Source organism: Kitasatospora sp. NPDC033851 (genome assembly GCF_055576085.1).
Window position 1 is genome coordinate 214,236 of the sequence record NZ_JBVIRL010000004.1, and the last position, 21,310, is coordinate 235,545.

The 21,310-nt window shown below is 71.2% G+C and carries 21 protein-coding genes; 20 read left to right on the forward strand and 1 reads right to left on the reverse strand.

Annotation, left to right across the window (positions count from 1 at the left end; all coding sequences use genetic code 11):
• Positions 1–20 precede the first annotated feature (20 nt).
• The 7 genes from nicT to ACZ51D_RS10490 all read left to right on the forward strand — a co-directional run bounded on the left by nicT (position 21) and on the right by ACZ51D_RS10490 (position 5,839).
• Positions 21–1,148, forward strand: coding sequence for a Nickel transporter NicT (gene nicT, locus ACZ51D_RS10460; RefSeq protein ID WP_465617100.1), 1,128 nt, complete (start codon positions 21–23; stop codon positions 1,146–1,148).
• 140 nt (positions 1,149–1,288) lie between these two features.
• Positions 1,289–1,522: a cupin domain-containing protein gene (locus tag ACZ51D_RS10465; protein WP_465617102.1), complete on the forward strand. Its 234-nt coding sequence runs from the start codon at positions 1,289–1,291 to the stop codon at positions 1,520–1,522.
• A 102-nt stretch (positions 1,523–1,624) separates the two neighbouring features.
• Entirely contained in the window at positions 1,625–2,731 is a 1,107-nt protein-coding gene (locus ACZ51D_RS10470; RefSeq protein WP_360507562.1) for a M24 family metallopeptidase, read from the forward strand.
• 80 nt (positions 2,732–2,811) lie between these two features.
• A complete protein-coding gene (efp, locus tag ACZ51D_RS10475) occupies positions 2,812–3,375 on the forward strand; it encodes an elongation factor P (protein WP_360507559.1) in 564 nt (187 codons plus the stop codon).
• 4 nt (positions 3,376–3,379) lie between these two features.
• On the forward strand, positions 3,380–3,817 hold the full coding sequence (gene nusB / locus ACZ51D_RS10480) for a transcription antitermination factor NusB (protein WP_360507556.1): 438 nt from the start codon (positions 3,380–3,382) through the stop codon (positions 3,815–3,817).
• 146 nt (positions 3,818–3,963) lie between these two features.
• Positions 3,964–4,785 carry a thioesterase family protein gene (locus ACZ51D_RS10485; protein ID WP_360507553.1) on the forward strand — a complete coding sequence of 274 codons (822 nt, stop codon included), beginning with the start codon at positions 3,964–3,966 and terminating at the stop codon, positions 4,783–4,785.
• A 136-nt stretch (positions 4,786–4,921) separates the two neighbouring features.
• Entirely contained in the window at positions 4,922–5,839 is a 918-nt protein-coding gene (locus tag ACZ51D_RS10490) for a hypothetical protein (protein ID WP_465661853.1), read from the forward strand.
• 142 nt (positions 5,840–5,981) lie between these two features.
• Here ACZ51D_RS10490 and bldD read toward each other — a convergent pair whose 3' ends face one another.
• Positions 5,982–6,485, reverse strand: a complete 504-nt coding sequence (gene bldD, locus ACZ51D_RS10495) for a transcriptional regulator BldD (protein WP_030056198.1) — start codon at positions 6,483–6,485, stop codon at positions 5,982–5,984.
• Between the two features lie 330 nt (positions 6,486–6,815).
• Between bldD and pyrR the strand changes: the two genes are divergently transcribed.
• The 13 genes from pyrR (at position 6,816) to metK (ending at position 21,263) form a co-directional block, all read left to right on the forward strand.
• Entirely contained in the window at positions 6,816–7,454 is a 639-nt protein-coding gene (pyrR, locus tag ACZ51D_RS10500) for a bifunctional pyr operon transcriptional regulator/uracil phosphoribosyltransferase PyrR (RefSeq protein WP_360507547.1), read from the forward strand.
• A 5-nt stretch (positions 7,455–7,459) separates the two neighbouring features.
• On the forward strand, positions 7,460–8,449 hold the full coding sequence (locus ACZ51D_RS10505; protein WP_360507545.1) for an aspartate carbamoyltransferase catalytic subunit: 990 nt from the start codon (positions 7,460–7,462) through the stop codon (positions 8,447–8,449).
• Positions 8,446–9,750 carry a dihydroorotase gene (locus ACZ51D_RS10510; RefSeq protein ID WP_360507542.1) on the forward strand — a complete coding sequence of 435 codons (1,305 nt, stop codon included), beginning with the start codon at positions 8,446–8,448 and terminating at the stop codon, positions 9,748–9,750. Before ACZ51D_RS10505 ends, ACZ51D_RS10510 begins: the two co-directional genes overlap by 4 nt.
• On the forward strand, positions 9,750–10,346 hold the full coding sequence (locus tag ACZ51D_RS10515; RefSeq protein WP_465617109.1) for a PH-like domain-containing protein: 597 nt from the start codon (positions 9,750–9,752) through the stop codon (positions 10,344–10,346). Before ACZ51D_RS10510 ends, ACZ51D_RS10515 begins: the two co-directional genes overlap by 1 nt.
• Complete coding sequence (gene carA, locus ACZ51D_RS10520) at positions 10,343–11,500, forward strand: glutamine-hydrolyzing carbamoyl-phosphate synthase small subunit (RefSeq protein ID WP_360507536.1); 1,158 nt, start codon at positions 10,343–10,345, stop codon at positions 11,498–11,500. The genes ACZ51D_RS10515 and carA overlap by 4 nt, the downstream gene beginning before the upstream one ends.
• The gene (carB, locus tag ACZ51D_RS10525) at positions 11,493–14,801 is read left to right on the forward strand and encodes a carbamoyl-phosphate synthase large subunit (RefSeq protein WP_465617111.1); all 3,309 of its coding nucleotides are present in this window, start codon (positions 11,493–11,495) and stop codon (positions 14,799–14,801) included. The genes carA and carB overlap by 8 nt, the downstream gene beginning before the upstream one ends.
• An 89-nt stretch (positions 14,802–14,890) precedes the next feature.
• Complete coding sequence (locus ACZ51D_RS10530; RefSeq protein ID WP_465617113.1) at positions 14,891–15,994, forward strand: quinone-dependent dihydroorotate dehydrogenase; 1,104 nt, start codon at positions 14,891–14,893, stop codon at positions 15,992–15,994.
• Positions 15,995–16,058: 64 nt separating this feature from the next.
• The gene (pyrF, locus tag ACZ51D_RS10535; RefSeq protein ID WP_465617115.1) at positions 16,059–16,892 is read left to right on the forward strand and encodes an orotidine-5'-phosphate decarboxylase; all 834 of its coding nucleotides are present in this window, start codon (positions 16,059–16,061) and stop codon (positions 16,890–16,892) included.
• Positions 16,893–17,220: 328 nt separating this feature from the next.
• On the forward strand, positions 17,221–17,547 hold the full coding sequence (mihF, locus tag ACZ51D_RS10540) for an integration host factor, actinobacterial type (RefSeq protein ID WP_030056187.1): 327 nt from the start codon (positions 17,221–17,223) through the stop codon (positions 17,545–17,547).
• A 49-nt stretch (positions 17,548–17,596) separates the two neighbouring features.
• Positions 17,597–18,154 carry a guanylate kinase gene (gene gmk / locus ACZ51D_RS10545; protein WP_360507522.1) on the forward strand — a complete coding sequence of 186 codons (558 nt, stop codon included), beginning with the start codon at positions 17,597–17,599 and terminating at the stop codon, positions 18,152–18,154.
• Positions 18,155–18,191: 37 nt separating this feature from the next.
• Positions 18,192–18,458, forward strand: coding sequence for a DNA-directed RNA polymerase subunit omega (rpoZ, locus tag ACZ51D_RS10550; RefSeq protein WP_030056185.1), 267 nt, complete (start codon positions 18,192–18,194; stop codon positions 18,456–18,458).
• A 217-nt stretch (positions 18,459–18,675) separates the two neighbouring features.
• Positions 18,676–19,905, forward strand: coding sequence for a bifunctional phosphopantothenoylcysteine decarboxylase/phosphopantothenate--cysteine ligase CoaBC (gene coaBC / locus ACZ51D_RS10555; protein ID WP_465661855.1), 1,230 nt, complete (start codon positions 18,676–18,678; stop codon positions 19,903–19,905).
• Between the two features lie 149 nt (positions 19,906–20,054).
• Positions 20,055–21,263: a methionine adenosyltransferase gene (gene metK / locus ACZ51D_RS10560; RefSeq protein ID WP_360507516.1), complete on the forward strand. Its 1,209-nt coding sequence runs from the start codon at positions 20,055–20,057 to the stop codon at positions 21,261–21,263.
• The last annotated feature ends 47 nt before the right edge of the window (positions 21,264–21,310 follow it).

Sequence of the window (21,310 nt, forward strand, 5' to 3'; positions counted from 1 at the left end):
TGCTGGAGCGTGATCCGAAGATGACCCTGCCCGAAACCGCCGCCGCAGACGTGAAAGCGGGCGTGAGAACGGTCCCGTCCGTGCTGCCCACCTTCCGGTGGAAGCGCGAGGACACCGTCCGTACGGCCGGGCTGATGGGGGTGATCCTGGCCATGCACGTGGTGGCCTTCGGGACGCTCATCTTCCTGGTCGCACCCGAACGGTACGCGGTCGGTACCCAGGTCTTCGGGGTGGGCCTGGGTATCACCGCGTACACCCTCGGCATGCGGCACGCCTTCGACGCCGACCACATCGCGGTGATCGACAACACCACCCGCAAGCTCATGGCGGACGGCAAGCGGCCGGTCTCGGTGGGCTTCTGGTTCGCCCTCGGGCACTCCTCGATGGTGGTCCTCATGTCCGCCCTGGTGGCGGGCGGCGCGCAGCTGGCGAGCACGCTGATGGACGACGACTCGGCCACCCACAAGTGGCTCGGCATGATCGGGACGACCACCTCCGGCGTGTTCCTCTACCTGATCGGCGCGCTCAACCTGGCGGCGCTGCTCGGCATCATCAAGGTGTTCCGGGCGATGCGGGCCGGGCAGTACGACGAGGCGGAGCTGGAGGCGCACCTCGACTCGCGCGGCTTCATGGCCCGGGTGCTGAACCGGGCGACCCGCTCGATCACCCGGCCCGGGCAGATGTTCCCGGTCGGCATGGTGCTGGGCCTGGGCTTCGACACCGCGACCGAGGTCACCCTGATGGTGATGGCGGGCTCGGGCGCGGCCTCCGGGCTGCCCTGGTACGCGATCGTCTGCCTGCCGCTGCTGTTCGCGGCCGGGATGAGCCTGTTCGACACCCTGGACGGGACGTTCATGAACTTCGCGTACCAGTGGGCCTTCGCCAACCCGGTTCGCAAGGTGTACTACAACCTGACCATCACTGGGCTGTCGATCGCGGTGGCCTTCATCATCGGCACCATCGAACTGATCGGCGTGCTGCACGAGAAGCTCGACCTGACCGACCCGGTGACCGGCTGGATCGCGGACATCTCGCTGGACAACGTCGGCTACGCGATCGCCGGGCTGTTCGTGGTGGTCTGGGCGGTGGCGATCGGGTACTGGAAGCTCGCCCGGGTCGAGAAGCGCTGGGCACCCGAGGGGTCGTGAGCCGGAGGGCATGAGAGTGGCTCATGGGGCCGGGGCATGAGCCGCGCTCATGCGGCAGCGCCATGAGCTCGACTCATGAGCTCGACTCATGAGGTCGGGCCATGAGGACGGCTCATGCGGCCGCCCCATGAGGACAGCTCATGCGGCAGCGCCATGAGCGTCACTCATGCGGCCGCGAGCAGCACCCGGCCGGAACGGTGGAGATCATCCGGGTCGACGAGGGCGAGCCGGCCCTGGTGCACGACGAGCGCGGACACCCGGTGCCGGTCGGCAGCACGGTCTTCTTCGGCGCCTCCTACCCGCACGTCTGCCGCAACCCGGGGCGGCGGATGCCGGCGCTGACCATGGTGGTCTCCGCCCGGCCGCCGCGCTGACCCCTGTCCTCGCGCGCCGAACGGCGCCTGCCCGAGGTGTCCCGGGGTTCCGTCGGGAGTGCTCGGCGGGCGGTTCGGCCCGGGGGTTCGTAGGCTCGACGCATGGCGGATGCGTACGCGGGTCGGCGGGAGCGGGTGAGGGAGCACTGCAGTGCGGCCGGGGCCGATGCGGCGCTGATCACCCGGGCGGCGAACGTGCGGTATCTGACGGGCTGCGCGCCCTGTGGAGCGACCTTGCTGCTGACCAGGGAGCGGGTGTTGCTCGCGCTGCCGGACGACCTGCCGCCGGACGACTCCGGGGAGCACCTGATCGCCCCGGACGTCCCCCAGCTGCCGGTGGCGGCCGGGGCGGACACCGCGCTGGCCGCCGCGGCCGCCGCGGCGAGCTTCGGGGTGGCGGCTCTGGCGGTGGAGGAGCACGACCTGACCGTCAGCCGCCACCGGGCGGTGGCGGGCCTGGCCGAGCGGGCCCGGTTGGTCGACCTGGGGCAGGTGGTCGAGCGGCTGCGGGTGGTCAAGGACGAGCACGAGATCGCCGATCTGCGGATCGCCGCCGAGATCGCCGACCAGGCGCTCGGCGAGCTGCTGGAGTCGATCCTGGTCGGCCGCACCGAGCGGCACCTGGCGATGGAGCTGGAGCGCCGGATGATCGACCACGGCGCGGACCGGGCCGCCTTCCCGGTGTCGGTCGGCACCGGCAGCCACTCCGGCCAGGCCGCCCACCAGCCGACCGACCGCCGGGTGGAGGAGGGTGACTTCCTGACCGTCGTGATGGGCGCGCAGTACCGCGGTTACGGCGTTTCCACCGCCCGCACCTTCGTGATCGGGGCCGCGCCCGCGCCCTGGCAGGTGGAGCTGCACCGGCTGGTCTTCCGGGCCCAGCGGGCCGGCCGGGAGGCGCTCGGACCGGGCGTGGAGCAGTGCGTACCCGACCGGGCCGCCCGGCAGGTCCTGGAAGCGGCGGGCCACAGCGAGGCCTCGCCGCACCCGGTGGGCCACGGCATCGGGTTGGAGATCCGGGAGGCGCCGCGCCTCGGTCCGTCGGACATGGGTAAACTGGACAGCCGCGTGCCGGTCACCGTCGGCCCAGGGGTTCATCTCCCGGGCAAGGGTGGTGTCCGGATCGAGGACACGCTCGTCGTCCGCCCCCTCGAAGAGGGCGGGCCCGAGTTGCTCACCATCACCACCAAGGAGCTCCTCGCCCTGTGACCGCGGCCGCTCGACGGCCGTGGGCGGCAGGACGCAATCCCTTGGTTCCTTGACAGCTATATCCAGGAGTAAGTGCGCCCGTGGCTTCCACGAACGATCTCAAGAACGGCATGGTCCTCAAGCTGGACGGCGGCAAGCTCTGGTCTGTCGTCGAGTTCCAGCACGTGAAGCCCGGCAAGGGCCCGGCCTTCGTGCGTACCAAGCTCAAGGAGGTCCTGACCGGCAAGGTCGTCGACAAGACCTTCAACGCGGGCACCAAGGTCGAGACCGCCAACGTCGACAAGCGCGGCATGCAGTTCTCGTACATGGACGGCGAGAACTTCGTGTTCATGGACATGGACACCTACGACCAGCTGACCATCGAGAAGGCCGTCGTCGGCGACGCCGCCAAGTACCTGCTGGAGGGCTTCGAGGCCCTGGTCGCCACCAACGAGGGCGCGGTGCTGTACATCGAGCTCCCGACCTCCGTCGAGCTGACCATCGCCGAGACCGAGCCGGGCGTCCAGGGTGACCGCTCGACCGGTGGCACCAAGCCGGCGACCCTGGAGACCGGCGCCGAGATCCAGGTGCCGCTCTTCGTCACCACCGGTGAGAAGGTCAAGGTCGACACCCGCGACGGCAGCTACCTCGGCCGGGTGAAGTAAGTCCGTGTCGGCCGCACGTAGCAAGGCCCGTACCCGGGCCTTCCAGATCCTCTTCGAGGCCGACCATCGCGGGGTCGACCCGCAGCAGGTCCTCGCCGACTGGGTGGCCCGCGCCCGCGAGCCGAAGCCTGACGAGGGCACCCCGCAGATCGGCGAGTACACCATGGAGCTGATCGAGGGGTACGTCCAGCACGCTCGCCGGATCGACGACCTGATCTCGCAGTACGCGGTGGGTTGGACGCTCGACCGGATGCCGATCGTGGACCGCAACGTCCTGCGACTCGGTGCTTACGAGCTGATCTGGGAGGACGGTGTCCCGGACGCGGTCGTCCTGGACGAGGCCGTCGAGATCGCCAAGGAGTTCTCCACGGACGACTCCCCGGCCTTCGTCAACGGCCTGCTCGCCCGCTTCCTGGAGCTGAAGCCGAGCATCCGCCGATAACCGGACGATGCCCCGCAGACGGCCGCCGGACCCGAAATTTCGGGTCCGGCGGCCGTCGCGCGTTTCACCCGCTCGGCGTAAGGTGGGAACCTACTCGTCAGTAACTTGGCGTTCGGAACCACGTGCGAAGGGCAGGTCCCCCCCACATGACCACCGCGACCCGCAGCGAGTTCGACCAGGGCATCGCCCTGACCAGACACCCCGAGGAGGCCGGCCGCTACGAGGCCGAGCTGGGCGCCGGCTGGCAGATCGGTGGCGGGGTGAACGGCGGGCTGCTGCTCGCCGTGGCCGGACACGCGCTGTCGCTGGAGCACGGCACGCACCCGGACCCGGTGTCGATCAGCGGTTACTACCTGTCCGCCTCCACCCCCGGGCCGGCCACCGTCCGCACCGAGGTGCTGCGCGCCGGGCGCGGGCTCTCCACCGGCACCGCCTCGCTCAGCCAGGACGGCGTCGAGCGGCTGCGCGTGGTGGCCAGCCACGGCGACCTCTCCACCGCCGACGGCGAGGTGCGCACCAGCGCGCAGCCTCCGCAGCTGCCGCCGCCGGACCAGTGCATCGGCGTGGAGCACGCGCCCAAGGAGCTGATCGCCCAGGCCGCCCTGCTGGAGCGCTTCGACCTGCGGCTGGACCCGGCGACCGTCGGCTGGGCGCTCGGACAGCCCTCCGGCAACGGGCGGATCCAGGGCTGGTTCCGGCTCGCCGACGGCCGCGAGCCCGACCCGCTGCTGCTCCTGCTGGTCGCCGACGCGCTGCCGCCGGTCACCTTCGACCTCGGCATGCCGGGCTGGGCCCCGACCATCGAACTGACCGTCCACCTGCGGGCCAAGCCCGCCCCGGGCTGGCTGCGCGTCACCCACGCGACCCGCAACCTGGCCGGCGGGTACTTCGAGGAGGACGCCGAGGTCTGGGACGAGTCCGGCCGCTTGGTCGCGCAGTCCCGCCAGCTGGCCCGGGTGCCGCGGTAGCTCCCGACGCCGATGCTATTACCGGTGGTTACATTCCTGTGACACGCCGTACGTGTGCGGCGTGCGGGGGGTGGGGAGGAAGGCGGTCAGCGGCGAGCCCGCCGCCGACCGTCACCGCCGAAGCCAGGAGCCACCGATGAGTCATAAGGGTCGCGCCCGCCGTAACTCCGACTGCACCGCCGGCGGCTCGCGGCCCGTGGTGCGGGCGCCGCACCGGCCGCAGCGGGCCGAGGGGGCCGACCAGGCGTTCGTCATCGGGGTGCTGGCCGACGCGGCGGACTTCGCCCGGGCCCGCGCCTGGGGGATCTCCGACGCCCCCGACTTCGAGCGCTACCTGGCCGACACCGCCGAGCTGCTGGCCGACGCGCTGGAGCGTTTCGAGACCGTCCGGGCCCGGATGTTCCACCCGCAGGACTTCGAGGAGTTCTGCCTGCTCAACGGGCTGGACCCGGCCGAGCCCGCCGCCCGGGACCGCTACCTGGTGAACCCGCCGCTGCAGTCCCAGCTGCTGGCCTATCAGGGCGAGGAGCTGGCCGGGGACTTCGTGCCGCGCCTGGTCCGGGCCCGGGAGAACGGGCTGACGCTCTGCCACGTCGACCTGCTGCTCGACGGGGCCCTGTACGGGGGCGCGGGCGAGCAGGACGAGGAGCACGCGGGCTGGGTGCGCGCCGCCCACCAGCGCGGGAGCGAGGTGTTCCGCCGGATGCTGGTCGGCGCGGGCGCCGGGGTGTACGAGCTGCGCCTGCGGGTGGACGCGCCCGGCGGGAAGCTGACCGCGGCGGCGCGGGTGCTGCAGTGGGAGGACGGCGTGGTGCGGATCAACGACGAGGACCTGGAGCTGGTCTGCGCGGTGCTGTGCGCCGGGCTGGCCCTGGAGCTGCCGGGCGTCGCGGTGCTGCACGGCTCGCAGGGCTCGGCCGCCTCCTGCGGGGAGTACCTGCCGGCCTCCTGGGCGTGGTCGAGCGGCGGGCAGGACTGGGCGCCGGCGGACCGGCCGGTCCGGCTGGACGGGGTGGCGGCGCAGCCCGGCTACAGCCTGGGCACCGTCTGCTGACGAGTGACCCGCCGCGCCCGGACACGCCGCGGCGCGGCCCCCCGTTCGGGGTGCCGCGCCGTGACGTTTCTGCTTCCCAGCACGGGTGAAAAGCATGCTGGAAGCTGCAAGGATCCGCTGGCGGGAGCCGGTGCGGTGAGCCTCAGCTCGCGTCCTCCTCGCGCACCGCACGGCGCGCGTCGGGGTTCAGCACGCCCCAGGAGATGAGCTGCTCGGTGAGGATCGACGGCGACTGGTCGTAGATGACCGCCAGGGTGCGCAGGTCGTCCTGGCGGATCGACAGCACCTTGCCGTTGTAGTCGCCGCGCTGGCTCTGGATGGTCGCCGCGTAGCGCTGCAGCGGGCCGGCCTTCTCGGAGGGGACCTGGGTCAGTCTCTCCAGGTCGAGGACCAGGCGCGGCGGCGGCTCGGCCGCGCCGCCGGGGGTGCCGCCGGGCAGCAGCTCCTGCACCGGGACGCCGTAGAACTCCGCCAGTTCGGCCAGCCGCTGCACGGTGACCGCACGGTCGCCGCGCTCGTACGAGCCGACGACGACTGCCTTCCAGCGCCCCTGGGACTTCTCCTCGACACCATGCAGGGAGAGACCCTGCTGAGTGCGGATCGCTCGGAGCTTGCCTCCGAGTTGCTTCGCGTAGTCGCTGGACATTGATCTCCCCGGACGAGATTGCTTCGCGTTCAGTGGTGGGTCACGGGCGATTGTCGACGCCGTTACCGGTGGGTTCGAACTCCGTCTCGTAACTCACTGTGAGGTTACGTAGAGTAAGGTAGTTGCGTCAAGCCGAATGGGGCAGTCGTGCGAATGGCCCGCATCGTCGGCGCGTCCGGGGTGTTAACCCCCGGAAGCGGAATGGTGGACTTCTGTTTGCCGTCCCGGGCGCTGCTAGGATGACCCGAAGCCCACGCCGACCCGGCGGGGGCGATCCCAGACATCCTTTAAGGCCCGTCCAGTGAGGCGGGGAAGGAGGTCCGCTTCGGCATGACCGCACACCGAGAATCCACGCTGCAGGAACCGACGCCGCGGCCGCCGCACCAGGTGCTGGACGGCACGGACATCGCCCGGGTCATCACCCGGATAGCACACGAGATCGTCGAGCGCGCCAAGGGCGCGGAGGACGTCGTGCTGCTCGGCATCCACACCAGGGGCGTCCACCTCGCCCGCCGCCTGCACGGCCGGCTGGCCCAGATCACCGGGCGCGAGATCCCGCTGGGCACCCTGGACATCACCATGTACCGGGACGACCTGCGGCTGAAGCCCGCCCGGGCCCTGGAGCACACCGAGATCCCGCCCGGCGGCATCGACGGCAAACTCGTCGTCCTGGTCGACGACGTGCTCTTCTCCGGCCGCACCATCCGCGCCGCGCTCGACGCGCTGAACGACATCGGCCGGCCGCGCGCCGTCCAGCTCGCCGTCCTGGTCGACCGCGGCCACCGCGAGCTGCCGATCCGCGCGGACTACGTGGGCAAGAACCTCCCCACCTCGCTGCGCGAGGCCGTGCAGGTGCGCCTCTCCGACAGCGACGGCGTGGACGCCGTCCTGGTCGGGGACCGCGACTTCGCGTCACGCTCCTCGCAGGCCATGGCCGCCAAGCCGTCCGAACCGCACCTCCCGGAGTAACCCGCGTGAAGCGCCACCTCGTCTCCGCCGCCGATCTCAGCCGCGACGACGCGCTGCTGATCCTGGACACCGCCGAGGAGCTGGCCCAGCTCTCCGGCCGGGCCGTCAAGAAGCTGCCCACGCTGCGCGGCCGTACCGTCGTCAACCTCTTCTTCGAGGACTCCACCCGGACGAAGACCTCCTTCGAGGTCGCCGAGAAGCGCCTCTCGGCCGACGTCATCAACTTCTCCGCCAAGGGCTCCTCGGTCTCCAAGGGCGAGAGCCTCAAGGACACCGCGCTGACCCTGCAGGCCATGGGCGCCGACGCGGTGGTCATCCGCCACCACGCCTCGGGCGCGCCGGCCCGGCTGGCCCAGTCCGACTGGCTGCACGGCAGTGTGATCAACGCGGGTGACGGCACCCACGAGCACCCCACCCAGGCACTGCTCGACGCCTTCACCATGCGTCGCCACCTCAACCCGGGCGCCGGCCACGATCTCGCGGGCCGCCGGGTGACGATCGTCGGCGACGTCCTGCACAGCCGGGTCGCCCGCTCCAACGTCCACCTGCTGAACACCCTCGGTGCCCAGGTCACCTTCGTCGCCCCGCCGACGCTGCTGCCGATCGGCATCCGGAACTGGCCCTGCGAGGTCAGCTACGACCTGGACAGCGTGCTCCCCAAGACGGACGCGCTGATGATGCTGCGGGTGCAGCGCGAGCGGATGAACGCCGCGTTCTTCCCGACCGAGCGCGAGTACAGCCGCCGCTACGGCATGAACGGCCTGCGGCTGGCCCAGCTGCCGGAGCACGCGATCGTGATGCACCCCGGCCCGATGGTCCGCGGCATGGAGATCACCGCCGAGGTCGCCGACTCGCCGCGCTGCACCGCGGTCGAGCAGGTCGCCAACGGCGTCTCCGTCCGGATGGCCGTGCTCTACCTGCTGCTCGGCGGAGCCACCCTCGCCGACGCCCCCGCCGACGCCCCCCGCACCGAGACCGTGGAGACCGCTCAGTGACCACCTACCTGATCCGCAACGCCCAGATCCTCGGCGGCGCCCCCCAGGACCTCCTCCTCGCCGACGGCGTGATCAAGGAGATCGGTACCGGCCTGACGGCCGAGGCGGACATCGAGATCGACGCCACCGGGCTGGTCGCGCTCCCCGGCCTGGTCGACCTGCACACCCACCTGCGCGAGCCCGGCCGCGAGGACGCCGAGACCGTGCTCACCGGCACCCGGGCCGCCGCGATGGGCGGCTTCACCGCCGTGCACGCGATGGCCAACACCACCCCGGTGGCCGACACCGCCGGCGTCGTCGAGCAGGTCTGGCGGCTCGGCCAGGAGGCCGGCTACTGCGACGTGCAGCCGGTCGGCGCCGTCACCGTCGGCCTGGAGGGAAAGAAGCTCGCCGAGCTCGGCGCGATGCACGAGTCCGCCGCCAACGTCCGGGTCTTCTCCGACGACGGCAAGTGCGTGGACGACGCGGTGCTGATGCGCCGCGCCCTGGAGTACGTCAAGGCCTTCGACGGCGTCGTCGCCCAGCACGCCCAGGAGCCGCGGCTGACCGAGGGCGCCCAGATGAACGAGGGCCAGGTCTCCGGCGAGCTCGGGCTCGGCGGCTGGCCGGCCGTCGCCGAGGAGTCGATCATCGCCCGCGATGTGCTGCTCGCCGCGCACGTCGGCTCCCGGCTGCACGTCTGCCACGTCTCCACGGCCGGCTCGGTCGAGATCATCCGCTGGGCCAAGGCCAAGGGCTGGGACGTCACCGCCGAGGTGACCCCGCACCACCTGCTGCTCACCGACGAACTGGTCCGCTCCTACGACCCGGTGTACAAGGTGAACCCGCCGCTGCGCACCGCCGAGGACGTCCAGGCGCTGCGCAAGGCGCTCGCCGACGGCACCATCGACGCCGTCGCCACCGACCACGCGCCGCACCCGGCCGAGGACAAGGACTGCGAGTGGGCCGTCGCCGCGATGGGCATGGTCGGCCTGGAGACCGCGCTGTCGGTCGTCCAGCAGACCATGGTCGATACCGGCCTGCTGAACTGGGCGGGCGTCGCCGACCGGATGTCGCACCGCCCGGCCCGGATCGGCCGTCTCACCGGGCACGGCCGGCCGATCTCGGTGGGCGAGCCTGCCAACCTGGTGCTGTTCGATCCCGCGTACCGTGGTGCCGTGAACCCGGACAGCTTCGCCACCCGCAGCCGTAACACCCCCTACAAGGGCCTGGACCTGCCCGGACGGGTGCACGCCACCTTCCTGCGCGGGCGCGCCACCGTGCTGGCCGGCGAGCCGGCCGAGCGGGACGGCGCGCAGTGATGGACTACGCCACCCTCGCCAAGGAACAGGCGAAGGTCACCAACTGGCCCGGGTACATCGGCTGGTCCGTCGGCCTGCTGATCCTGATCGGCCTCGTCTACTGGCTGATGCGCCAGGGCTGGAACTGGCGGCGCACCCTGCAGTCCGGGATCCCGCCGCTGCCCGCCGTGCCCGACCGGGCCGGGCGCACCATCCTGGAGACCAGCGGCCGGTACCACGGCACGACCACCGCCGGGAACTGGCTCGACCGGGTCGTCGCGCACGGCCTGGGCACCCGCAGCCGGGCCGACCTCACCCTCGGCGAGGACGGCCTGCTGGTCCGCCGCCCCGGCGACGTCGACCTCTGGATCCCGGCCGCGAACCTGGCCGGTGCCCGCACGGACTCCGGGATCGCCGGCAAGGTCGTCCCGTCCGGGCTGCTCGTCGTCACCTGGACGCTCCCCCAGCCTTCGGCCGGGGGGACCCCCATGGGCACCATTGAGCTGGACTCCGGCTTCCGGGCCGACCACCCCGACGAGCACGCCGCCTGGGTCGAGGCGATCGCTCACCTTGCCACACGTACGCAGACGAAGATGACGGAAGAGGCCGCGCAATGACCGCACCTGCCCCCACCACGCAGCGCCGACGGCGGGAGCGTGTCGCCGCCGTGCTCGTCCTGGAGGACGGCCGGACCTTCCGCGGCCAGGCCTACGGCGCGATCGGCGAGACCTTCGGCGAGGCGGTCTTCAACACCGGCATGTCCGGCTACCAGGAGACCCTGACCGACCCGTCGTACCACCGCCAGGTGGTCGTGATGACCGCCCCGCAGATCGGCAACACCGGCTGGAACGACGAGGACGACGAGTCCCGGCAGATCTGGGTCGCCGGCTACGTCGTGCGCGACCCCGCCCGGATCGCCTCCAACTGGCGCTCGCGCCGCTCGCTCGACGAGGAACTGGTCCGCCAGGGCGTCGTCGGCATCAGCGGCATCGACACCCGCGCGCTGACCCGCCACCTGCGCGAGCGCGGCGCGATGCGCTGCGGCATCTTCTCCGGCGAGACGCTGGCCGACCCGGCCACCCTGCTCGCCCGGGTGCAGCAGTCGCCCGAGATGAAGGGCGCCGACCTGTGCGCCGAGGTCGCCACCACCGAGCCGTACGTGGTGCCCGCCATCGGTGAGAAGAAGTTCACCGTCGCCGCGCTGGACCTCGGCATCAAGGCGATGACCCCGCAGCGGATGGCCGAGCGCGGCATCGAGGTGCACGTGCTGCCCGCGAACTCCACCCTGGAGGACGTCTACGCGGTCAACCCGGACGGCGTCTTCTTCTCCAACGGCCCGGGCGACCCGGCCACCGCCGACCACCAGGTCGCCGTGGCGCAGGGCGTGCTGGAGCGCAAGACCCCGTTCTTCGGGATCTGCTTCGGCAACCAGATCCTCGGCCGCGCCCTGGGCTTCGGCACCTACAAGCTCAAGTACGGCCACCGCGGCATCAACCAGCCGGTGCAGGACCGCACCACCGGCAAGGTCGAGGTGACCGCCCACAACCACGGCTTCGCCGTGAACGCCCCGCTGGACAAGGTGAGCGACACCCCGTACGGGCGGGTCGAGGTCTCCCACGTCTGCCTGAACGACGACGTGGTCGAGGGCCTGCAGGCGCTCGACGTCCCCGCCTTCAGCGTGCAGTACCACCCCGAAGCGGCCGCCGGTCCGCACGACGCCGCCTACCTGTTCGACCGCTTCGTGAAGCTTCTGGAGGGCCAGCGTGCCTAAGCGCACTGACATCAAGTCCGTCCTGGTGATCGGCTCCGGCCCGATCGTGATCGGCCAGGCCGCCGAGTTCGACTACTCGGGTACGCAGGCGTGCCGGGTGCTCAAGGCCGAGGGCCTGCGGGTCATCCTGGTCAACTCCAACCCGGCCACGATCATGACCGACCCGGAGATCGCCGACGCCACCTACGTCGAGCCGATCACCCCGGAGTTCGTCGAGAAGATCATCGCCAAGGAGCGCCCCGACGCCCTCCTGCCGACCCTCGGCGGCCAGACCGCGCTCAACACCGCGATCTCGCTGGACGCCAACGGCGTGCTCGCCAAGTACAACGTCGAGCTGATCGGCGCCAAGGTCGAGTCGATCCACAAGGGCGAGGACCGCGAGCTCTTCAAGGGCGTCGTCGAGGCCGTCAACGCCAAGATCGGCCACGGCGAGTCCGCCCGCTCGGTCATCTGCCACACCATGGACGAGGTGCTGGCCGGCGTCGACACGCTCGGCGGCTACCCGGTCGTCGTGCGCCCCTCCTTCACCATGGGCGGCGCCGGCTCCGGCTTCGCCCACGACGAGGAGGACCTGCGCCGCATCGCCGGCCAGGGCCTGACCCTCTCGCCGACCACCGAGGTGCTCCTGGAGGAGTCCATCCTCGGCTGGAAGGAGTACGAGCTGGAGCTGATGCGCGACAAGCAGGACAACGTCGTGGTCGTCTGCTCCATCGAGAACTTCGACCCGATGGGCGTGCACACCGGTGACTCGATCACCGTCGCCCCGGCGATGACCCTCACCGACCGTGAGTACCAGATCCTGCGCGACGTCGGCATCGCCGTCATCCGCGAGGTCGGCGTCGACACCGGCGGCTGCAACATCCAGTTCGCCGTCAACCCCGAAGACGGCCGGGTCATCGTCATCGAGATGAACCCGCGGGTGTCCCGCTCCTCGGCGCTCGCCTCCAAGGCCACCGGTTTCCCGATCGCCAAGATCGCCGCCAAGCTGGCCGTCGGCTACACCCTGGACGAGATCCCCAACGACATCACCGAGGAGACCCCGGCCTCCTTCGAGCCGACCCTCGACTACGTCGTGGTCAAGGTGCCGCGGTTCGCGTTCGAGAAGTTCCCGAGCGCCGACGCGACGCTGACCACCACCATGAAGTCGGTCGGCGAGGCCATGGCCATGGGCCGCAACTTCCCCGAGGCGCTGCAGAAGGCGCTGCGCTCGCTGGAGAAGAAGGGCTCCCAGTTCTCCTGGACCGGCCCGGTGGGCGAGAAGGCCGCGCTGCTGACCAAGGCCGGCGTGCCGACCGACGGCCGGATCAACACCGTGATGGAGGCGATCCGGGCCGGCGCCACCCCGGAGGAGGTGTTCGAGGCCACCAAGATCGACCCGTGGTTCGTCGACCAGCTCTTCCTGCTGGACGAGATCGCCGGCGAGCTGGCCGACGCCGCCGAGCTCACCCCCGACCTGCTGCGCCACGCCAAGCGCCACGGCTTCTCCGACCAGCAGGTCGGCGAGATCCGCGGCCTGAAGCCGGACGTGGTCCGCGAGGTGCGCCACGCCCTCGGCATCCGCCCGGTGTTCAAGACCGTCGACACCTGCGCCGCCGAGTTCGCCGCCAAGACCCCGTACTTCTACTCGTCCTACGACGAGGAGAACGAGGTCGCCCCGCGCACCAAGCCCGCCGTGATCATCCTGGGCTCCGGCCCGAACCGCATCGGCCAGGGCATCGAGTTCGACTACTCCTGCGTGCACGCCTCCTTCGCGCTCGCCGATGCCGGGTACGAGACCGTCATGGTCAACTGCAACCCGGAGACCGTCTCCACCGACTACGACACCTCCGACCGGCTCTACTTCGAGCCGCTCACCCTGGAGGACGTGCTGGAGATCGTCCACGCCGAGCAGCAGGCAGGCCCGCTCGCCGGTGTGATCGTCCAGCTCGGCGGCCAGACCCCGCTGGGCCTGGCCCAGGCGCTCAAGGACAACGGCGTGCCGATCGTCGGCACCCAGCCCGAGGCGATCGACCTCGCCGAGGAGCGCGGCGCCTTCGGCCGCGTCCTGCGCGACGCCGGCCTGCCCGCGCCCAAGCACGGCACCGCCTTCTCCTTCGAGGAGGCCAAGGCGATCGCGGACGAGATCGGCTACCCGGTCCTCGCCCGCCCGTCCTACGTGCTCGGCGGCCGCGGCATGGAGATCGTCTACGACGAGGCCTCGCTCGCCTCCTACCTGGAGCGGCACGCCGGTCTGATCTCCGAGCACCCGGTGCTCATCGACCGCTTCCTGGACGACGCGGTGGAGATCGACGTCGACGCGCTCTACGACGGCACCGAGCTCTACCTCGGCGGCGTCATGGAGCACATCGAGGAGGCCGGCATCCACTCCGGCGACTCCGCCTGCGCGCTGCCCCCGATCACCCTCGGCGGCCACGACATCAAGCGCCTGCGCGCCTCCACCGAGGCCATCGCGCGCGGCGTCGGGGTGCGCGGTCTGATCAACATCCAGTTCGCCCTCTCCGGCGACATCCTGTACGTCCTGGAGGCCAACCCGCGCGCCTCCCGGACCGTCCCGTTCACCTCCAAGGCGACCGCCGTGCCGCTGGCCAAGGCCGCCGCCCGGGTCTCGCTCGGCGCCACCATCGCCGAGCTGCGCGCCGAGGGCCTGCTCCCGGCCGAGGGCGACGGCGGCACCCTGCCCGCCGACGCGCCGATCGCGGTCAAGGAGGCCGTGATGCCGTGGAGCCGCTTCCGCGACGTGCACGGCCGCGGCGTGGACACCGTGCTCGGCCCGGAGATGCGCTCGACCGGTGAGGTCATGGGCATCGACAAGGTCTTCGGCACCGCCTACGCGAAGGCCCAGGCCGGCGCCTACGGCGCGCTGCCGACCAAGGGCAAGGTCTTCGTCTCGGTCGCCAACCGCGACAAGCGCAACCTGGTCTTCCCGGCCCGTGCGCTCGTCAGCCTCGGCTTCGAGGTGCTCGCCACCGCCGGCACCGCCGAGGTGCTGCAGCGCGGCGGCATCCCGTCCACGCTGGTGCGCAAGCACAGCGAGGGCGAGGGTCCCAACGGCGAGAAGACCATCGTCCAGCTGATCCACGACGGTGAGGTCGACCTCATCATCAACACGCCGTACGGCACCGGTGGCCGCCTCGACGGCTACGAGATCCGCACCGCGGCCGTGGCCCGCGCGGTGCCCTGCCTGACCACCGTCCAGGCGATGGGCGCGGCCGTCCAGGGCATCGACCGGCTGCTGCGCGACGAGGTCGGGGTGATGTCGCTCCAGGAGCACGCCGAGCTGATCAACGCCGGCCGCAAGTAGCACCACCGTAGTGGGGGGCACCGAAGCCAGTCGGGTGCCCCCCACTCTTGTGCCCGAATCCGTTTTTCGCTGCGGGAGTTGAACCACCCTTGTACAAGCTTCTGTTCGACCTGGTCTTCAAGAAGATGGACCCGGAGAAGGCCCACCACCTGGCCTTCTTCTGGATCCGGCTCGCCTCCTCGGTGCCCGGCCTGCGCACCCTGGTGCGGCTGGTGCTCGCCCCGCGCGACCGTGCCCTGCGCACCGGCGCCCTCGGCCTCGACCTGCCCGGCCCGTTCGGCCTCGCGGCCGGCTTCGACAAGAACGGTGTCGGCATCGACGGCCTGGCCATGCTCGGCTTCGACTACGTCGAGATCGGCACCATCACCGGCGAGCCCCAGCCCGGCAACCCCGCGCCCCGGCTGTTCCGCCTGGTCGAGGACCGCGCGCTGATCAACCGGATGGGCTTCAACAACCAGGGCTCGGCCCGGGTCGCCGCCCGCCTGGCGGCCCGCCCGCACACCAGCTCCACCCCGGTGATCGGCGTCAACATCGGCAAGACCAAGGTCGTCGAGGAGGCCGACGCGGTCGCCGACTACGTCAAGTCCACCGAGCGGCTGGCCAAGTACGCCGACTACCTGGTGGTCAACGTCAGCTCGCCGAACACCCCCGGGCTGCGCAACCTGCAGGCCGTCGACCACCTGCGCCCGCTGCTCACCGCCGTCCGCGAGGCCGCCGACCGCACCACCGCGCACCACGTGCCGCTGCTGGTCAAGATCGCCCCCGACCTGGCCGACGAGGACGTCGACGCGGTCGCCGACCTCGCCCTGGAGCTGGGCCTGGACGGCATCATCGCCACCAACACCACGATCGGCCGCGAGGGCCTGCGCACCGACGCCGGGCGGGTCGAGGAGATCGGCATGGGCGGCCTGTCCGGCGCCCCGCTCAAGGCCCGCGCCCTGGAGGTCCTGCAGCGGCTGCGCGCCCGGACCGAGGGGCGGCTGACCCTGGTCTCGGTCGGCGGCATCGAGACCGCCGAGGACGCCTGGCAGCGGATCGTCCACGGCGCCGACCTGGTCCAGGGCTACAGCGCCTTCATCTACGAGGGCCCGCTCTGGTGCCGGAAGATCCACCGGGGCCTGTCCGCCCGGCTCCGGGCCGCGGGCTTCCGCGACCTCGCCTCGGCGGTCGGCAGCGCCGTGCGCAGTTCGTGAGCGACCCGGCTCCCGGCACGACCCGACGACCCGTACGACCCTCGGACCATTCGGAAAGGACGACATGACCCTCGCCCCGTTCGGCGCCCGGCTGCGCCAGGCCCTCGACACCCGCGGCCAGCTCTGCGTCGGCATCGACCCGCACGCCTCCCTGCTCGCCGCCTGGGGGCTCGGCGACGACCTCGCCGGGCTGGAGACCTTCAGCCGCACCGTGGTCGAGGCGCTGGCCGACCGGGTGGCCGTCCTCAAGCCGCAGGCCGCCTTCTTCGAGCGCTTCGGCAGCAAGGGCGTCGCGGTGCTGGAGAAGACCGTCGAGGAGGCCCGGGCGGCCGGCGCGCTGGTCCTGATGGACGCCAAGCGCGGCGACATCGGCTCCACCATGGCCGCCTACGCGGAGGCCTTCCTGTCGCCCGCCAGCCCGCTGTTCTCGGACGCCGTGACGGTCAGCCCGTACCTGGGCTTCGGCTCGCTGCGCCCGGCCCTGGACCTGGCCCGGGAGCAGGGCTGCGGCGTGTTCGCGCTGGCGCTCACCTCCAACCCGGAGGGTGCCGAGGTGCAGCGCGCGGTGGGCGCGGACGGCGAGTCGGTCGCGGCCTCGGTGCTGCGGCAGCTGGCGGCCGAGAACGCGGGCGCCGCGCCGCTGGGCTCCTTCGGCGCGGTGGTCGGCGCGACGCTGGCCGACGCGGGCGTCGAGCTGGCCATCAACGGCCCGCTGCTGGCCCCGGGGATCGGCGCCCAGGGGGCGACCATGGCGGACCTGCCGCGGGTGTTCGGTGCGTCGGTGATCAACGTGGTGCCCAGCGTGAGTCGGGACGTGCTCAAGCACGGCCCCTCGGTGCCGGCGCTGCGGGAGGCGGCGGACCGCTTCGTCGGCGAGTTCGCGGACGCGGTCAAGTAGCCGCCCGGTGACCCTGTGGAGTGTCCGCAGGGTGGCGACGGCGCCGCGGAGTTGACGTGAGCGCCGTCACATCGGGACTGTCAAAGTCTCGCAATCGCGGTCATTTTGCCCTGGAAAGTCCTGGTCGGCCTTGGCTGACCAGGACTTTTCGTGTTCTTTTCCTGACGTGGCGCCGCAATACGGGTAGTGTCCGGCGATAGGTCATCGGCGAGCCGTGATTTTCGCGGCTCCCGCAGGTCAGGGCCTTGTGGTTCCCCTTGCGGACGGTCTCCTGGGTACCAAACCAGTCCTAGCTCAATTCCTTCCATCCACACCTGAGGTGAATGGCGTGGCTCTTCCGCCCCTTACCCCTGAACAGCGCACCGCCGCGCTCGCCAAGGCCGCCGAGGCTCGCCGGGAGCGCGCCGAGGTCAAGAACCGACTCAAGCACTCCGGCGCCTCCCTGCACGAGGTGATCAAGGCCGGCAAGGCCGACAACGACGTCATCGGCAAGATGAAGGTCTCGGCCCTGCTGGAGTCGCTTCCGGGCGTCGGCAAGGTCCGTGCAAAGCAGATCATGGAGCGCCTCGGCATCAGCGAGAGCCGGCGTGTCCGGGGTCTCGGCACGAACCAGATCGCCTCCCTGGAGCGGGAGTTCGGCGGGGGTGCCGCCTGACCGTGCCCCGGTGGTCCCGTCATCGTCCGCGATCCGGGATAATCGGTGCATGAGTGAGCGTCCGCGGCTGACCGTGCTCTCCGGCCCCTCGGGGGTCGGCAAGAGCACGGTCGTCGCTCATATGAGGAAGATGCACCCCGAGGTCTGGCTCTCGGTGTCGGCGACGACCCGGCACCCGAGGCCCGGCGAGAAGAACGGGGTCCAGTACCACTTCGTCGACAACGACGAGTTCGACAAGCTGATCGCCAACGGCGAGCTGCTGGAATGGGCCGAGTTCGCCGGGAACCGCTACGGCACCCCGCGCGCGGCCGTGCTGGAGAAGCTGGAGCGCGGCGAGCCCGTGCTGCTGGAGATCGACCTGCAGGGCGCCCGGCAGGTGCGCGAGTCGATGCCCGAGGCGCAGCTCGTCTTCCTGGCCCCGCCGAGCTGGGACGAGCTGGTCCGCCGGCTGACCGGCCGGGGCACCGAGTCGCAGGACGTGATCGCGAAGCGGCTCGACGCCGCCAAGGTCGAGCTCGCGGCCGAGACCGAGTTCGACACGACCCTTGTCAACACCTCCGTCGAGCAGGTAGCGGCCGAACTGCTAGCCTTGCTCGGTGTAGCCTGACCTGTCTGTCTTTTCCACCCTTTCGGAAGGTTTTCGCGTGTCCTCTTCCATGACCGCGCCCGAGGGCATCATCAACCCGCCGATCGACGAGCTGCTCGAGGCTACCGACTCGAAGTACAGCCTCGTGATCTACGCCGCCAAGCGCGCGCGCCAGATCAACGCGTACTACTCCCAGCTCGGTGAGGGCCTGCTGGAGTACGTCGGCCCGCTGGTCGACACCCACGTGCACGAGAAGCCGCTGTCGATCGCGCTGCGCGAGATCAACGCGGGCATGCTGACCGCCGAGGCGGTCGAGGCTGCCTGAGGCGGTCGGTGATTTTCGGGAGGGCCCGGCGGAATCGTTTCCGCCGGGCCCTCCCGTTTGTGTCGGCGGGCCCTCCTGTCGTGTCGGCTTGTGTCGGCGGAACCTCCTGTCGTGTCGGCGGGCCCGTCGGTCGTGCCGCAGGGGGTGGGGCACTGCGCGGGCGGCAGCTGAGGAGCCGTAGGGTGGGCGGGTCCCGATGCGGAGAAAGGCCGGGTAAATGAACGCTGGTGCGGACGCCCCCCGTGTGGTCCTCGGTGTGAGCGGCGGGATCGCCGCGTACAAGGCGTGCGAGCTGCTGCGCCGGTTCACCGAGTCCGGTCACCAGGTCACCGTGGTGCCCACCGAGGCGGCGCTGCACTTCGTCGGCGAGGCGACCTGGGCCGCGCTGTCCGGCCGCCCGGCCGCCACCGAGACCTGGGAGCGCGTGCACGAGGTGCCGCACGTGCGGATCGGGCAGCAGGCCGACCTGGTCGTGGTCGCCCCGGCCACCGCCGACCTGATCGCCAAGGCCACCCACGGCCTCGCCGACGACCTGCTGACCAACACGCTGCTCACCGCCCGCTGTCCGGTCGTCGTGGCGCCCGCCATGCACACCGAGATGTGGGAGCACCCGGCCACCCGGGACAACGTCGCCACGCTGCGCCGCCGGGGCGTGATCGTGCTGGAGCCGGCCGTCGGCCGGCTCACCGGCAAGGACACCGGCAAGGGACGCCTGCCCGAGCCGTCGGCGATCTTCGACGCCTGCCGGGCCGTGCTGCGCCGCGGCGGTGCGGTGCCGACCGACCTCGCGGGCCGACACGTGGTGGTCTCGGCCGGCGGCACCCGGGAGCCGCTCGACCCGGTGCGCTACCTGGGCAACCGCTCCTCCGGCAAGCAGGGCTACGCGCTGGCCGTGACGGCCGCGGCGCGTGGGGCCCGGGTGACCCTGCTTTCGGCCAATGCCGAGCTGCCGGACCCGGCCGGGGTGGACGTGGTGCACGTGTCGACCGCGCTCGAGCTGCGCGAGGCGGCGCTCAAGGCGGTCGCGGACGCGGACGCCGTGGTGATGGCCGCGGCGGTGGCGGACTTCCGGCCCGCCGAGTACGCGACCGGCAAGATCAAGAAGGTCGAGGGGGTCGAGCCGGCGCCGGTCGCGCTGATCCGCAACCCCGACATCCTGGCCGAGCTGTCGGCCCACCGGCCCCGTTCGGGTCAACTGGTGGTGGGTTTCGCGGCGGAGACCGACGACGTGCTCGCCAACGGCCGCGCCAAGCTCGCCCGCAAGGGCTGCGACCTGCTCGTCGTCAACGAGGTGGGCAACGGCAAGGCCTTCGGCACGGACGTCAACGAGGCCGTCGTCCTGGGCTCGGACGGCAGTGAGACGCCCGTTCCGGTGGGTCCGAAGGAAGCGCTCGCGGACGTGATCTGGGACCTGGTCGCAAAGAGGCTGGAAACGAGCGGCAACTGATCGGAAGAGGCTGCAGAACGCTCGAGAATTCCTGGAGCGGGTGACGTTCGACGGAGGCAGACGGTTAGACTCCAGGAATCAAGTCTTTCCGGAGTTCCCGGGTCGCCCGGGAACTTCAGTCAGCAGCCGCTGCAACCCCAGGGAGCGCTGTGTCTCGCCGCCTGTTCACCTCGGAGTCCGTCACCGAGGGACACCCCGACAAGATCGCTGACCAGATCAGCGACACCATCCTTGACGCTCTCCTGCGCGAGGACCCGACTTCCCGGGTCGCCGTGGAGACGCTCATCACCACCGGCCAGGTGCACGTGGCCGGCGAGGTGACCACCAAGGCGTACGCGCCGATCGCCCAGCTCGTCCGGGACAAGATCCTGGAGATCGGCTACGACAGCTCCAAGAAGGGCTTCGACGGCGCCTCCTGCGGCGTCTCGGTGTCCATCGGTGCCCAGTCGCCCGACATCGCGCAGGGTGTCGACACCGCGTACGAGGCTCGGGTCGAGGGTGACGAGGACGACCTGGACAAGCAGGGCGCCGGCGACCAGGGCCTGATGTTCGGCTACGCGTCCGACGAGACGCCCGAGCTCATGCCGCTGCCGATCACCCTGGCCCACCGCCTCTCGCGCCGGCTGACCGATGTCCGCAAGAACGGGACCATCCCGTACCTGCGTCCCGACGGCAAGACCCAGGTCACCATCGAGTACGACGGCGACAAGGCCGTCCGCCTCGACACCGTGGTCGTCTCCACCCAGCACGCCAGCGACATCGACCTGGAGTCGCTGCTCACCCCGGACATCCGCGAGTTCGTGGTCGAGCCGGAGCTGAAGGCGCTGGCCGAGCAGGGCATCAAGCTGACCACCGAGGGCTACCGCCTGCTGGTCAACCCGACCGGACGCTTCGAGATCGGCGGCCCGATGGGCGACGCCGGCCTCACCGGCCGCAAGATCATCATCGACACCTACGGCGGCATGGCCCGCCACGGTGGCGGCGCCTTCTCCGGCAAGGACCCGTCCAAGGTGGACCGCTCGGCCGCGTACGCGATGCGCTGGGTGGCGAAGAACATCGTCGCCGCCGGCCTCGCCCGCCGCGCCGAGGTGCAGGTCGCGTACGCGATCGGCAAGGCCGAGCCGGTCGGCCTCTTCGTGGAGACCTTCGGCACCGAGGCCGTGCCGGTCCTCAGCATCCAGAAGGCCGTCTCCGAGGTCTTCGACCTGCGTCCGGCCGCGATCATCCGCGACCTGGACCTGCTGCGCCCGATCTACTCCCAGACCGCCGCGTACGGCCACTTCGGCCGTGAGCTGCCGGACTTCACCTGGGAGCGCACCGACCGGGTGGACGCCCTGAAGGCCGCCGTCCAGGACTGACGTCCGTAGCGCTCGAAGCGGCGCCCGCCCCCGACGGGGGACGGGCG